At 67.3% G+C, this 14,188-nt stretch carries 15 protein-coding genes and 1 pseudogene; 12 read left to right on the top strand and 4 right to left on the bottom strand.

All coding sequences use genetic code 11. The annotated features are described in order from the left end of the window. Positions 1-23 precede the first annotated feature (23 nt). The 8 genes and pseudogenes from ACQP2D_RS07415 to ACQP2D_RS07380 all read left to right on the top strand — a co-directional run bounded on the left by ACQP2D_RS07415 (position 24) and on the right by ACQP2D_RS07380 (position 7,180). Positions 24-572: a DUF1003 domain-containing protein gene (locus ACQP2D_RS07415; protein ID WP_433685567.1), complete on the top strand. Its 549-nt coding sequence runs from the start codon at positions 24-26 to the stop codon at positions 570-572. Positions 573-689: 117 nt separating this feature from the next. Further along, positions 690-2,165: a lytic murein transglycosylase gene (locus ACQP2D_RS07410; RefSeq protein WP_433682961.1), complete on the top strand. Its 1,476-nt coding sequence runs from the start codon at positions 690-692 to the stop codon at positions 2,163-2,165. A gap of 139 nt (positions 2,166-2,304) precedes the next feature. Then, entirely contained in the window at positions 2,305-3,168 is an 864-nt protein-coding gene (locus ACQP2D_RS07405; protein ID WP_433682960.1) for a lytic transglycosylase domain-containing protein, read from the top strand. 20 nt (positions 3,169-3,188) lie between these two features. Beyond that, on the top strand, positions 3,189-4,325 hold the full coding sequence (locus tag ACQP2D_RS07400) for an Mrp/NBP35 family ATP-binding protein (RefSeq protein WP_433682959.1): 1,137 nt from the start codon (positions 3,189-3,191) through the stop codon (positions 4,323-4,325). A 189-nt stretch (positions 4,326-4,514) separates the two neighbouring features. Then, a pseudogene (locus ACQP2D_RS07395) lies at positions 4,515-4,800 on the top strand (DivIVA domain-containing protein); the annotation flags it as partial. A gap of 577 nt (positions 4,801-5,377) precedes the next feature. Beyond that, entirely contained in the window at positions 5,378-5,959 is a 582-nt protein-coding gene (locus tag ACQP2D_RS07390; protein ID WP_433682958.1) for a DNA-3-methyladenine glycosylase I, read from the top strand. A 212-nt stretch (positions 5,960-6,171) separates the two neighbouring features. Beyond that, positions 6,172-6,339: a DUF3117 domain-containing protein gene (locus tag ACQP2D_RS07385; RefSeq protein WP_011211259.1), complete on the top strand. Its 168-nt coding sequence runs from the start codon at positions 6,172-6,174 to the stop codon at positions 6,337-6,339. 16 nt (positions 6,340-6,355) lie between these two features. After that, positions 6,356-7,180, top strand: coding sequence for a putative RNA methyltransferase (locus ACQP2D_RS07380; RefSeq protein ID WP_433682957.1), 825 nt, complete (start codon positions 6,356-6,358; stop codon positions 7,178-7,180). A gap of 31 nt (positions 7,181-7,211) precedes the next feature. Here ACQP2D_RS07380 and glgA read toward each other — a convergent pair whose 3' ends face one another. Continuing rightward, positions 7,212-8,369, bottom strand: coding sequence for a glycogen synthase (gene glgA / locus ACQP2D_RS07375; RefSeq protein WP_433685566.1), 1,158 nt, complete (start codon positions 8,367-8,369; stop codon positions 7,212-7,214). Between the two features lie 137 nt (positions 8,370-8,506). On the opposite strand from glgA, the gene glgC reads away from it, so the two are divergent. Then, on the top strand, positions 8,507-9,721 hold the full coding sequence (glgC, locus tag ACQP2D_RS07370; protein WP_433682955.1) for a glucose-1-phosphate adenylyltransferase: 1,215 nt from the start codon (positions 8,507-8,509) through the stop codon (positions 9,719-9,721). Between the two features lie 6 nt (positions 9,722-9,727). Here glgC and ACQP2D_RS07365 read toward each other — a convergent pair whose 3' ends face one another. From ACQP2D_RS07365 to ACQP2D_RS07355, 3 genes are all read right to left on the bottom strand, one after another. Beyond that, complete coding sequence (locus ACQP2D_RS07365) at positions 9,728-9,931, bottom strand: hypothetical protein (protein ID WP_433682954.1); 204 nt, start codon at positions 9,929-9,931, stop codon at positions 9,728-9,730. 90 nt (positions 9,932-10,021) lie between these two features. Further along, the gene (locus ACQP2D_RS07360; protein WP_433682953.1) at positions 10,022-10,276 is read right to left on the bottom strand and encodes a hypothetical protein; all 255 of its coding nucleotides are present in this window, start codon (positions 10,274-10,276) and stop codon (positions 10,022-10,024) included. A 121-nt stretch (positions 10,277-10,397) separates the two neighbouring features. Further along, positions 10,398-11,030, bottom strand: coding sequence for an O-methyltransferase (locus ACQP2D_RS07355; RefSeq protein ID WP_433682952.1), 633 nt, complete (start codon positions 11,028-11,030; stop codon positions 10,398-10,400). Between the two features lie 423 nt (positions 11,031-11,453). Between ACQP2D_RS07355 and sigE the strand changes: the two genes are divergently transcribed. From sigE to ACQP2D_RS07340, 3 genes are all read left to right on the top strand, one after another. Then, entirely contained in the window at positions 11,454-12,068 is a 615-nt protein-coding gene (gene sigE, locus ACQP2D_RS07350; protein ID WP_355177132.1) for an RNA polymerase sigma factor SigE, read from the top strand. An 87-nt stretch (positions 12,069-12,155) separates the two neighbouring features. Further along, positions 12,156-12,542, top strand: a complete 387-nt coding sequence (locus tag ACQP2D_RS07345) for a hypothetical protein (RefSeq protein WP_433682951.1) — start codon at positions 12,156-12,158, stop codon at positions 12,540-12,542. Between the two features lie 10 nt (positions 12,543-12,552). After that, complete coding sequence (locus ACQP2D_RS07340; protein WP_433682950.1) at positions 12,553-14,154, top strand: trypsin-like peptidase domain-containing protein; 1,602 nt, start codon at positions 12,553-12,555, stop codon at positions 14,152-14,154. Positions 14,155-14,188: the final 34 nt, after the last annotated feature.

The raw sequence follows: 14,188 nt of genomic DNA, 5'->3' as shown, positions 1-14,188 counted from the left end.
CGCGTCAGCGCCTCGAGACGCCGATGGAATCGCGGTTCCGCTTCGACTACGACGCCGAGGCGCTGGCCCGCTCCAGCGAGCGGGTTGCCCGATTCCTCGGCACCGGCCGCTATTTGGCGATCCAGACCATCGTGGTGGTCGTCTGGATCCTGCTGAACATCTTCGTGATCACGCTGCGCTGGGACCCGTATCCGTTCATCCTGCTCAACCTCGCGTTCTCCACCCAGGCCGCCTATGCTGCGCCGCTGATCCTGTTGGCGCAGAACCGACAGGACAACCGCGACCGCGTATCGCTGGAGGAGGACCGGAGCCGGGCCGCCCAGACCAAGGCCGACACCGAATTCCTTGCCCGCGAACTTGCTTCGCTGCGGATCGCGATCGGCGAGGTTGCTACGCGCGACTATGTCCGCCGCGAACTGGAGGAAATGCGAGAGGTGCTGGACCGGATCGAGGCCGCCGATGCCCCGGTTCGCGAGTCGCAGTCGGATAAACCCGCAAAGGGTAATCGCAAGAAAAGCTCCGGCAGAAAGCAGGGTGCGGTCCCGGTTTCACCGCCAGTTGCTGACGATTGACAGGAAATGGTCAACATCGTTCTGACCCACGGGTAACCTGGACGACGTTGTCCCGAGCCGCCGGGAGGGGATGTCCCGGACAGCAGCTCCCACGACGTCGAGGAATGGTGTGGCCGAATGCGAATATCCGCTCCGATTACCGTCTCGGCCCTGGTCGTCGCTGGTCTGGTCGCCACCGGCTCGGCAACCAACGCCACCCAGTCCAGTACTCCCGGCACAGCCCCCGAGGCTCTGCTCGCCGCATCGACCGCTCCGACCGGCACCGACGGGACATCCGGCAGTGCCAGCGGGGCGCCATTGTCTCGGACAGTCGGTCTCCTTTCGGTCACGCCGGAGGCTCCCCGCAAACTTCGAGCAATGACTCCGCTTGCGGACGGCACACCGCTGTTCGCGGGTTCGGTGCCGTTGCACGACATCTCGCTCCCGGCCACGGGCGGTGCCCTCGGCATCCCGGAAATCGTGCTCGCGGCATATCGCAATGCCGAACTCGCGCTGGAATCCTCGATGCCCGGCTGCGGTCTGTCCTGGAGCCTGCTGGCCGGTATCGGCCGGATCGAATCGGGGCATGCGGGCGGCGGTCGCACCGACGCCGCAGGCACCACGGTGACCCCGATCTTCGGCCCCGCCCTCGACGGCACACTGCCGGGTAACCAGGTGATCAGGGCCGCCGACGGCACGGCGGTGCGCGCCATCGGTCCGATGCAGTTCCTGCCGGGCACCTGGAGTCTGTACGCCGCCGACGGCAATGGTGACGGTATTTCCGATCCGCACAATGTCTTCGACGCCGCCCTCGCCGCGGGCAAATACCTCTGCTCGGGCGGGTTGGACCTGCGCGACCCGCAACAGGAACTGCGCGCGGTGCTGCGCTACAACAACTCGCTCGCCTACGCCGCCAATGTGCTGAGCTGGTCGGCGGCCTACCGCACCGGCGGCACCCCGAGCCAGGTGAAGATCTCCCCCGATCTCATTCCGCCGGGCAGCGGGCCGATCACGGCGGGCACGGACATGCTGGCCGTATCCACCACATCGCCGACCACCACCACGACCACCGAGCCGCCGCCGAATACGGTGACCACCCCGACGCCGACCCAGGTGATGATCACCATCCCCGGTCTGCCGCCGATCCCGTGCGGCATCTTCTGCCCGCCCGCGCCCAAACCGCCGTGCGATCTGCGGCAGGTGGCCCCAGCGCAGCTGCCCACACCCGGCGATCCGGCCCAGTCGCCCATCGCACCGGCGCAGACCTTCGGTGCCGGCAATGGCGAGCCGAAGGGTGAGCCGAAGGATCCCGAGCACCCGGATCAACCCGCGGCACAGCCGCAGCAACAGCCGCCGCAAGCCGCCAACTGCACTCCGGCCCAACCCGGTGCCGCTCAGCCGGGGCCGGGTGCGGCACAGCCCGCGCCCAATGCGCAGACTCCCCCGCAGTCGCCGGGTGAATCGACGCAGACGACGCCGGAGCAGACGCCGGAGCCCGGCGCGCCCGACGCAGCGGAGCCGACACAGACAGAAGCCGCAACGCCGCCCGCACCGGGCATCACGCTGCCGTTCGGCATCGTCATCCCGCTGCCCGCACCGGCCCCGCAACGCTGATACCAGGACAGATAGCCGAACCGTGACGCCACACTCGGACCCGATAACGAAGCAGTAACAAAAAGGTCTCGAATGCGGTAGCCTCTACTTCGTCCGTCACGAAGGACTCGCGGCCGAGTCAATGGAGGGTCACCGCACAGTGGGGCGTCATCGTAAACAGTCGCCTGCGACAATCAAGCGCAGCTCCGTTATCGCATTGACCGGATTGGTTCCCGCTGGGTTCGTGGCCGTCGCCGCGTCCGCGGGCACTCTCGATCCGACCGCATCGGCTGTCCTGGAACATGTTCCGGGCGACGATCAAGACGACCAGGCGCTCGGACTCGCTGCCGCCGCGGAACCAGCGGGGACGGCCGAATTCGCCGCTCACGCAATGGCAAAGGCGGCGCCGAGTGCGCCAGCGATCGTGAAAACCGTTGCGCTGCCGGATGGTAGGCAACCGGCCGCGCTGCCGCCCGGCCCGCTCGGCATTCCCGGCGTCGCCGTCGCGGCCTACCAGAATGCCGAACGCACGATCGCCGCCGAGAATCCCGTCTGCGGAATCCCCTGGTACCTGCTCGCCGGAATCGGCCGGGTCGAATCGACCCACGCCTTCGGCAAGGCCGATGCCGACGGCAATCCGCTGACACCGGTCTACGGACCGGTTCTCGACGGCAGCCTCGCGGGCAATCACGTCGTCGGGGATACCGACGGCGGCGCGCTGGACGGACTCAGCGGATACGACCGCGCCATCGGGCCCATGCAATTCCTGCCGGAGACCTGGAAGCGCTACGGCGCCGACGGCAATGGCGACGGCATCGCCGATCCACAGAACCTGTTCGACGCGGCGCTGACCGCGGGCAAGTACCTGTGCGACGGCGGGTTGAACATGCGCGACCTCACCCAGCAGACGCGGGCGATTCTGCGCTACAACAACTCCATGGCCTACGTCGCCAATGTGATGGCATGGGCCGGTTCCTACGCCTCCGGCATCGCACCCAAGCCCGGTGACCTGCCGCGAATCTGACACAACGTAAAATTTCTGCCATGCCAGTGGTAACGGAAGCGGATGTGCGGGGAGCCCTCGCGAAGGTCGACGACCCGGAGATCCGCAAACCGATCACCGAACTGGGCATGGTGAAGAGCATCGCGATCGGTGCCGATAGCAATGTCCATATCGAGGTCTACCTGACGACGGCGGGCTGCCCGCTGCGCACCGAGATCACCCAGCGGGTCACCAAGGCGGTGGCCGATGTCGCTGGGGTGGGCGCCGTGACGGTCGAGCTCGACATCATGAACGACGAGCAGCGCACCAACCTGCGCAAGCAGCTGCGCGGCGACTCCGCCGATCCGGTGATCCCCTTCGCTCAGCCCGGTTCGCTGACCCGCGTGTACGCGGTGGCCTCGGGTAAGGGCGGCGTCGGAAAGTCCAGTGTCACAGTCAATCTCGCCGCCGCCATGGCCGCACGCGGTCTGTCGGTCGGTGTGCTGGACGCGGATATCTACGGCCACTCGGTACCGCGGATGCTCGGCACCGACGCGCGGCCGACGCAGGTCGAGCGGATGATCATGCCGCCGCAGTCACACAATGTGAAGTTGATCTCCATCGCGCAGTTCACCCAGGGCAATACGCCGGTAGTGTGGCGCGGTCCGATGCTGCACCGGGCGCTGCAGCAGTTCCTCGCCGATGTGTTCTGGGGCGACCTGGACGTGCTGCTGCTCGATCTGCCGCCCGGCACCGGCGATGTCGCGATCTCCATCGCGCAGCTGATCCCGAATGCGGAGATCCTGGTCGTCACCACGCCTCAGCCCGCGGCCGCCGAGGTCGCCGAGCGTGCCGGTGCGATCGCGCTGCAGACGCGGCAGCGGATCGCGGGTGTCATCGAGAACATGTCCTGGCTCGATCTGCCCGATGGCAGCCGGATGGAGCTCTACGGCTCCGGTGGCGGCCAGTCCGTCGCCGAACGCCTCACCCGCGCGGTGGGCGCCAATGTGCCACTGCTGGGCCAGATTCCGATCGAACAGGCCTTGCGCGAGTCTGGTGACGAGGGCACGCCGATCGTGCTGCGGGATCCGGAGAATCCGGCCGCCAAGGCATTGCTCGAGGTCGCCGACAAACTCGCGGTCCGCCGTCGCGGCCTCGCGGGCATGTCCCTCGGGATCGATACGACGCGTCACCTGTAGCGGCGCGACGCACCGGGCGGCTCAACCGATCGCCCACCAACTTCGGGCCGCGGCGTTGCCGTGCCAACGCGGATCTACGAGGCGAAAGCACACGTGGTCGTCCGGTCAGCTGGCCACCGGCAATTCGACGTCCGATTTCCGCAGGGCGGGCGGATGCCAGGTGTCGGTGTCGGCCAATAAGCTCGTGACATGCTCACGCTGCTGTTGTACGTGCTGATCGTCGGCTTGGTCGCCGCGGTCCTGTTCCTGCTCGCCAGTGCGGTATTCGGGCGCGCCGAGGAACTCGGACCGCTGCCCGAGGGCACGACCGCCACCGTCCTGCCCGCCGAGGGCATCAGCGGCGCCGATGTGCGCGCACTACGGTTCCAGCAGGTGGTGCGCGGTTATAAGGCGGGCGAAGTGGACTGGGCGCTGACCCGACTCGCGGCCAGAATCGACGAGCTGCAGCTCCAACTGGCCGAGGCGCGCGCCGCCCAGAGCCCGAACCTCCAGAAGCCGAACCCGCAGCAGCAGCCGAACACACAGACACAGGCATCGACCGGTCACCAGCAGCCCACGCCCAACGGCCCGACCGCACAGCCGCACACACCAGCCACCCAGACGGCCGCCCAACCGCAAGCACCGATCACCGAGCCGCAGACACCACCCGCTCCAGCCAACGGCGCCATAGCGCAGCCGCCATCCGCCCAACCGCACGACCCGACCGCCCAGTGGCACGCACCGGTCACCCAGCCGGACACCCCGACCACTCAACCATCGACACCGACCGGCCAACCGCATGGCGCGATCGCCCATCGGCAGCCGCCGACCGTGTCGCCCAACGGCACAGCCGTCCAGCCGTACACGGCCGCCACCCATCCGCAGGCACCGACCGGCCAGCCGCACGACCCGATCGCCCGTTCGTACACACCGGTCACTCCGCCGACACCAGCCACCGAGCCGCACATTCCGATTGCGCGGCCGCAGGCACCCATCGCTCGGCCGGAAGCTTCATTCGCCCAACCGAATCAACCCGCCGTCCATCCCGGGGTGCAGTTCGGGTTGGAGCAGCAATGACCGCCGAGATCGCCGCGGCCGCGCTGGCGGCCGAATCCGATGGCAAGCTCCGCTGCCCGTGGTCGGAGGGGTCTCAGCTCTACCGCGACTATCACGATCATGAATGGGGTAGGCCGCTGCACGGCGATGACGCCATGTTCGAGCGCATGTGTCTCGAGGCGTTCCAGTCGGGTCTGGCGTGGATCACCATCCTGCGCAAGCGACCGGCCTTCCGTGCAGCGTTTGCCGGGTTCGCGATCGACCGGGTGGCCGCCTTCGGCGACGACGACGCGGCGCGGCTGCTCGCCGATCCCGGCATCGTCCGCAACCGGGCCAAAATCGATGCGGCGATCGCCAATGCGCGCGTCGCCGCGGACCTCGATATCGGACTCGACGAACTGATCTGGTCCTTCGCCCCGGCGCCTCGGCCGCGCCCGCGCACGCTCGCCGAGGTACCCGCGACGACTCCCGAATCCGTAGCTCTGGCAAAAGAATTGAAGCGGCGCGGGTTCCGTTTCGTCGGTCCGACCACAGCCTATGCGCTGATGCAGGCGACCGGAATGGTCGACGACCATCTGGCCGATTGTTGGGTCCGGTAGCGACTGCTCGCGGGTCGCTCGAAATGGTCGGCGGTGGGCGGCCCAACACAGGCCGAGCGGTCACATTTCGAACTCAGGTATCCGTCCACTCCGGCGATAGGGAAGAATGGGACGGGTGTAGCTCGCCAAATGCCGGTGAGCTCGCTGGTTGGTGACAACTGGAGTTCCAAGAAAGTGCGCAGCATATCGCGCAGATCTGGAGGGAGCAGAGGATGGCGGCCATGAAGCCCCGCACCGGGGACGGTCCCCTCGAGGCAACCAAGGAAGGGCGTGGAATCGTGATGCGGGTTCCACTCGAGGGTGGCGGGCGTCTGGTCGTTGAGCTCACGCCGGATGAAGCGGCAGCGCTCGGTGACGAACTGAAGAGTGTCACCAGCTAATTCCCCACTCGCTGAAGTGGCCGGTCTGCTGGCCTGTCCGGAATGCGGCTCTGGTATGGAGTCGCGGGATCGGACGCTGCGCTGCGGACACGGGCACAGTTTCGACATCGCCAAGCAGGGTTACGTCAGTCTGTTGACCGGCGCGTCGACGAAGATGACCGGCGATACCGCAGCGATGCTGGATGCGCGCGCCGCATTCCAGGTTGGGGGACATTTCGCGCCGATCGCCGATGCGGTGGCCGCGGCCGTCGCGGCCGACGACTCATCCGGCCCGGTGCTCAACGACGATGCGGTACTGGAAGTCGGTGCCGGAACCGGTTATTACCTGGCCGCCGCGCTCGATGCCATCCCGGCCCGCGGGATCGCGTTGGACGTGGCCAAACCGGCGGCCAGACGCTGCGCCCGCGCCCATCCGCGCGCCGCCTCGGTACTCGCCGACGCCTGGCGCGGTCTGCCCGTTCGCGACGGTGCGCTGCGCCGCGTGCTCTCGGTATTCGCGCCGCGCAATCCGAGCGAGGTCGCCAGGGCCCTCACCACGCACGGCCGATTCGTCGTCGCCACCCCAACCCCACGCCATCTGGCCGAGCTGATCGGCCCACTCGGCATGGTGACGGTCGACCCGGATAAGGACCGGCGACTCACCGAGGCCATGTCCGGCCACTTCGCCCCCGTCGACCACACCTTGGTCGAGTACTCGATGAAACTCTCCCGCACCGAGATCCGCGATGTGGTGGCGATGGGTCCATCCGCCCATCACGCGACCCCGCACGTCGATGCCCTTCCGGACACCGTCGAGGTCACCGCCTCGGTGCAGATCGCGACCTACCGACCACTCCCCTGAGCGCGAGCGAACGGCCGCGCGATCGGCCGGGTCAGAGCTTGCGGACTCGGTCGTAGATCGCGACGGTTTGGGATGCGATGCGGAGCCAGTCGAATTCGGCGATGGCGCGATGGCGTCCGGCCGCGCCGAATTCGGCGGCGAGCTCCGGATCACCGGCGACCTCATTGACGGCCGCGGCCAGATCCTGTTCGTACTGCCGCACCGCATTCCCGTCGTAGTGCACCAGGCGACCCGTCTGCCCGTCCGCCACCACCTCGGGAATGCCGCCGACATCCGAGGCGACCACCGCGGTCGCGCACGCCATCGCCTCCAGATTCACGATGCCGAGCGGCTCGTAGACCGAGGGGCAGACGAAGACCGTTGCGGCGGCCAGGATCTGGCGGATCTGCTCGGTCGGCAGCATTTCGCGCACCCAGAACACATTGCCGCGCACACTGTCGAGTTCGGCGACCGCCGCGGAAATCTCGGCCTCCAGTTCACGAGTATCCGGCGCGCCCGCGCACAGCACCAGCTGGATTTCCGGATCGAAGTCGCGGGCCGCGGCGAGCAGATGCCCGACCCCCTTCTGCCGGGTGATGCGACCGACGAAGGCCACGATCGGATGGTCGGCGCGCACACCCAATTCGCTCAGGATCCACCGAGATCCCACCAGCGGCGGTCCCGGATGCCAGACGGTCGCGTCGATGCCGTTGTGCACCACGTGGACCCGGTCCGGATCGATCGTCGGATAGGCGGCGAGCACATCGTGGCGCATGCCCTCGCTCACCGCGATGATCGCGTCGGCGTATTCCACGGCGTTGCGCTCCGACCACGACGACAAGCGGTAGCCGCCGCCGAGCTGTTCGGCCTTCCACGGTCGCCGCGGCTCCAGCGAATGTGCCGTGAGCACATGCGGGATCCCATAGAGCGTCGCGGCGAGGTGTCCGGCCAGCCCGGTGTACCAGGTATGCGAGTGCACCACATCCACCTGCCCCGCGGCATCGGCCATGCGCAGCTGTGCCGACATCATCTGCAGCGCGGCGTTGGCGGCGTAGAGCATCGGATCCGGCTGGTGCACTATGGCATCCGTACGCGCCACCCCCATGCAGTGCACCGTCACCTCGCACAGCTGCCGCAACTGCGCGGCCAACTGGGTGACGTGCACGCCAGCCCCGCCGTACACCTCGGGGGGAAATTCCCGCGTCAACATCGCCACGCTGAGCCGGTCGCGATCGCCGGCTACCGCCCCCGCACCCCCGCCGCCCGTGCCGAAACTCACTGCTTCAAACTAGACGTTCACTTTGGCATGGGCCACCTGTACCCGGGTGGCGCGGTAGTTTGGCAGATGTGAGGAGCCAGCCGCACGTACTCGGGATCGTGCTCGCCGGTGGCGAGGGCAAGCGCCTGTTCCCACTCACCGCGGATCGAGCCAAGCCAGCCGTCCCCTTCGGCGGCGCCTACCGTCTGATCGACTTCGTACTCAGCAATCTGGTCAACGCGGGCTATCTACGCCTGTGCGTGCTCACCCAGTACAAGTCGCACTCGCTGGACCGGCACATCTCGCAGACCTGGCGGCTGTCGGGTTTCGCCGGTGAGTACATCACGCCGGTGCCCGCGCAGCAGCGCCTCGGACCGCGCTGGTACACCGGCAGCGCCGACGCGATCATGCAATCGCTGAACCTGATCTACGACGAGGATCCGGACTACATCGTGGTCTTCGGCGCCGATCACGTGTACCGGATGGATCCGGAGCAGATGGTCCAGCACCACATCAACTCCGGTGCCGGTGTCACCGTCGCCGGCATCCGGGTGCCGCGCAGCGAGGCGAGCGCATTCGGCTGCATCGACTCCGACGAATCCGGGCGGATCACCCAGTTCCTGGAAAAGCCCGCGCATCCGCCGGGCACACCGGACGATCCGAATGTCACCTTCGCCTCCATGGGCAATTACGTCTTCACCACCAAGGTGCTGGTGGATTCGATTCGCGCCGACTCCGACAACTCCGATTCCGATCACGATATGGGCGGCGACATCATCCCCGCACTGGTCGCGGCGGGTGAGGCCTCGGTATACGACTTCGCTGACAACGAGGTCCCCGGCGCGACCGAACGCGACCGCGGCTACTGGCGCGACGTCGGCACCATCGACGCCTTCTACGAGGCGCATATGGACCTCGTCTCGGTGCATCCGGTCTTCAATCTCTACAACAAGCACTGGCCCATCCGCGGGGCGGCGGAGAATCTGCCGCCCGCCAAATTCGCGCAGGGCGGGCTCGCGCAGGAATGCGTGGTCGGGGCGGGCTGCATTCTCTCGGCCGCGACCGTGCGCAATTCGGTGCTCAGCTCCAATGTCATGGTCGACGACGGCGCGACCGTCGAGGGCAGTGTGCTCATGCCGGGGGTACGGATCGGACGCGGCGCGGTGGTGCGCCGCGCGATTCTGGACAAGAACGTGGTCGTCGGCGAGGGCGAGATCATCGGTGTCGATCTGGACCGGGACCGGGATCGCTTCGCGGTCAGCAACGGCGGCGTCGTCACTGTCGGCAAGGGCGTGTGGGTCTAGTACCGGCTACCGCGCATTCGTCGGGCAGAAAGGCGCGCACTGCCCCGGAGTTTTCGGCACGGTCGTCGACGGCGACTTATCACCGAAATCGGCGGTGGCGACCAGCAACATCAGAATTACCGCGAGTCCGAGCACGAGAACGAGAACCACGGCGGACCGACCCCAGTTGATCGGGCGCGGTCGTCCATAATCGTCGTCATTGCCGAACATCCGAACCTCTCCCCGGTGTCCACACCGGGACATCCTCTCCTCCTTGATACCCAGTCGGCGGAGGTTTTGCGCGGCAATTTTCGACGGTTATCAGGGGGCTGGTTGCGGCGGTGCCACGGTGGCCGTGCAGAACGGTTCGCAGGGTCCTGGAGTCAGCGGGACTTTTGTCCGTTCGGTGCCGAAATCGGCATTGCTGATCCACACCAGCACCGCCACGGCGAGCACCATGATGAAAATCAGAAAGCCGAGTGCGGGCAGCAGACAGCCACCGCGTAATCGTCCCTCATTGATCGTGTGGCCGATATGGCCGATTTCGAGGATCTCGGATCCGCGTTCCCACACCATGGGCATACCTTGCCGTCGTCGAATCTGGCATCAATACGGATACCCGTCGCACGGTGGCGGAATCAGCATGCGGTGCACGAAATCCCCACGCGCCCAGCGTCTATCGGTAGCCCGTCGATTACTAGCCGCGCGATGCGCAGAGCAGACCGTCGCCGACCGGGATCAACACGCTGGTGAGCTCGGGGTCCTCGGCGATCGCCCGAGTGGCCGCGCGCACCGCCTGGGTCGCCGGATCGCGCTGCGCCGGATCCGGAACCCGGCCGCCGAGCAGGGCGTTGTGCAGCAGGATGGCACCGCCCGCGCGCAGCAGGCGCACCGCGTGGGCGACGTATTGCGGATGCTCGAGCGGGGCCGCGTCGATGAAGACCAGGTCATAGGCACCGTCGGCGAGCCTGGGCAGCACATCGAGGGCGCGGCCGTTGATCAGCCGGGTGCGCGCGGGCGGAATCTCCGCGGTGCGGAACGCCTCCTTGGCCGCGCGCTGATGCTCGGGCTCGGAATCGATGGTGGTCAGGGTCCCGTCCTCGCGCATGCCATCCAGTAGCCACAGCCCGCTGATCCCCGCGCCCGTCCCCACCTCGACCACCGCTCGCGCGCCGAGGAGCTGGGCATACATGCTCAGCAGTGCGCCGACCGAGGGTGGTACGGGTACCGCACCGAGTTCGGTGGCACGCTCACGCGCGCCGATGAGGACCTCGTCTTCCACGACGGATTCCTCCACGTAGGAGAGATTTCGCTCCAGATTCGATGCCACGCCTATGAGGCTAGGGCACGAAGTCGCAAGTTTGGCTCATCAGTGAAGCGTTATCCCGGGCTCGCACGATTAATTGATCAGTGGCGGCGGGCACAGATTCTCAGGTGTCCCTCAGGATCTCCATACCCGCGGCATATCGAGGCAAGAAAGAGTATGGGCAAGCAAGACCAGCCGACCGCCTGGGGCGGGGACGCGGGAACAACGACATACCGTTCGTCGGTTGTATCCGTACGTGGCGATTCGAGACCCGGATCGCTATCAGGTCCGCAACCACGGTCCCGAGTAGGAGGTATCACCGTCCACATGGATAGAGGGTCATTTTCGGCGCTCCCGGTTGCCTCCGAGGTTTCGCAAGCTGGCACCCTGCCGGCTCACGCCGGGGCGGCGCTCGAGTTCGCCACCCTGCCAGCGCATGCCTTGCCGATGGAGGCCGATATGAACGACGATGCCACCGATGTCGAGCTGACCGGCACCGCGGCCTTCGATGCTACGGGCGACCGTTCGACGATGCCGTCCTGGGACGAATTGGTCCGCGAACATGCCGACCGGGTGTACCGGCTGGCCTACCGTCTTTCCGGCGACGCGCAGGACGCCGATGATCTGACCCAAGAGACCTTCATCCGGGTGTTCCGCTCGCTGTCGAATTATCAGCCGGGCACCTTCGAGGGCTGGCTGCACCGCATCACCACGAACCTGTTCCTGGATATGGTGCGCCGTCGCAACCGGATCCGGATGGAGGCGCTGCCCGAGGATTACGACCGGGTGCCCGCCGACGGGCCGAGCCCGGAACAGGCCTACCACGACGCCCGGCTCGATCCGGACCTGCAGTCCGCACTGGATTCGCTGGCCCCGGAGTTCCGCGCCGCAGTCGTGCTCTGTGATATCGAGGGTCTGTCCTATGAGGAGATCGGTGCGACCCTCGGTGTCAAACTCGGCACCGTCCGCAGCCGGATCCACCGCGGCCGTCAGGCATTGCGCGACTACCTTGCGCATAATGGAAGTGAGCAGCGGTTCACCGCTGACGCGAACATCGGGTGACCCGGCGGGAGCCGGGCCGCACCCGGCGGCCGGATATCCGTCCGGTCGTGCGCTACGGATGCTGTCGGGTGGAAGGGTGAGCACCGAATGAGTGGCGACGCCAGCACGTCAGGTCGTCCCCGTTTCCGTCCTACCGAACATCTGGCCAGCGAGGCGATCGCGGCCTATGTGGACGGCGAACTACGGATGAACGCCTATCTGCGTGCCGCCCAGCACCTTTCCGTCTGCCCGGAGTGTGCGGCGGAGGTCGAGGCACAGCAGCAGGCGCGCATCGCGCTGCGCCGGGCCGGTCAGGTCTCGATTCCCACCGATCTGCACGACAGTCTCACCCGCATTCCCTTGGCCGAACTCCCCGGCGGCGCTTCGAGCGCGACCTCGCGCCCGACCAACGGCAGCCCTCGCAACGAGGCGGTTTTCGGTTTTCTGACCGATTCGTTCACCGCGACCCGGTGGACCACGTGGTGGCGCAAGTAGAGTTTTCCGAGTGACCACCGAATCGACGAATTCCGGGCCGTCGGAATCGCGGCCCACCGCAGGCGATGCCACCGATTCGGCGGCCAAGAAGGGGACGCCGGGTTCATCCACCCCGTCGGCTTCGCCGACTGCCAGCCCCCTGCGGCCGTCCGACGCCCCGGTACTCGGACCGCGCCCGGTCTACCGGCCGCATGTGGACAGTCACACGGCGCGCGCGTTCCGCCGCCCCTCCGGCCAGGCCGGTTCGTTCTCCGAGCAGCCGACGGCCACGTCGGGTTCACAGCCCCCGCAGGTCGGTCCGGAACTGCACAACAGCCCGCCCGATGCCGTACTGGCCGAGGCCTTCGGACGTCCGGCGGGCTCCACCGAACTGCTGCAACGTGATCCGGACGCCGCCGATCAGTCCGCGCCGGTCGCCGGTCCGGGCGATCCGTGGCGCGATCCCGATGCGGCCGCCCGCCTCGGCGCGCCCGCCGTGCCGACGCCGCGGCCCGCACCGCTGCCGCAGGCGCGGCAGCTCTCGGCCAGGGAGGTGCTGTTCGGCTCCCGGGTGGCGCCCAAGGCGCTGGTCCTGCTGGCCGTTGTCGCACTGGCCATCGGCGTACTCGGCGGCTTGGTCGGCAGGTTGACCGCCGAGGCGACCTCCCCGTTGACCTCGCGCAAGGTCACCTTGGACCAATCCAGCGAAATCGAACGCCCGCACGGCCTGATCGCCAAGGTCGCCAATGCGGTGCTGCCCGCGGTGGTCTCGATCCGGGTCACAGTCGGTGACAACGGTGCGACCGGCTCCGGTGTCGTCATCGACGGCGAGGGCTATATCGCGACCAACAATCACGTGATTTCGATGGCGGCACAGGACAAGTCGAACCGGGCCGCGATTCAGGTGACCTTCTCCGACGGCAGCCGGGTGCCCGCGCATATCGTCGGACGCGATCCGAAGACCGACCTCGCGGTGCTGAAGGTCGATGTGAAGAATCTCACTGTCGCCAATCTGGGCAAGTCCAAGGACGTCCAGGTGGGTGACGACGTGCTGGCCATCGGTTCACCGCTCGGCCTGAGCAAGACCGTCACCTCCGGCATCGTCAGCGCGCTGCACCGCCCGGTCGCGCTCTCCGGTGAGGGCAGCGACACCAAGGCCGTCATCGACGCGGTGCAGACCGATGCCTCGATCAACCCGGGCAACTCCGGTGGCGCGCTGGTCGATATGGAGGGCCGGGTCATCGGCATCAATACCGCGATCCGCAGTGAGACCGGCGGTTCGGTCGGCCTCGGCTTCGCGATTCCGGTCGATATGGTCACCTCCATCGCGCAGACGCTGATCCACAACGGACAGGTGCACCACCCGAAGATCGGCCTCAGCGCCCGCAGCAAGCAGGTGGCCAACGAGGTGATGAGCGGTGCAGCCGTCGCCGACGTGGAACCCGGCGGTCCGGCGGCCAAGGCCGGGATCGTGGAGAACGACGTCATCGTCAAGATCGGCGACCGCGAGGTGACCGGACCCGATGAGCTGGTGGTCGCGGTACAGCAGCGCAAGATCGGCGATACGGTGAACGTGCAGTTGATCCGCGATGGCAGGCAGGTGGACGTGCCGGTCACGCTGGAATCGGACTGAGCGCGCGCGGGAATCCGACGCGGCCCGGGGAACT

This window comes from Nocardia sp. CA-119907 (assembly GCF_050955995.1).
GTDB lineage: Bacteria > Actinomycetota > Actinomycetes > Mycobacteriales > Mycobacteriaceae > Nocardia.
This window is presented reverse-complemented; position numbering and strand designations above follow the sequence as displayed.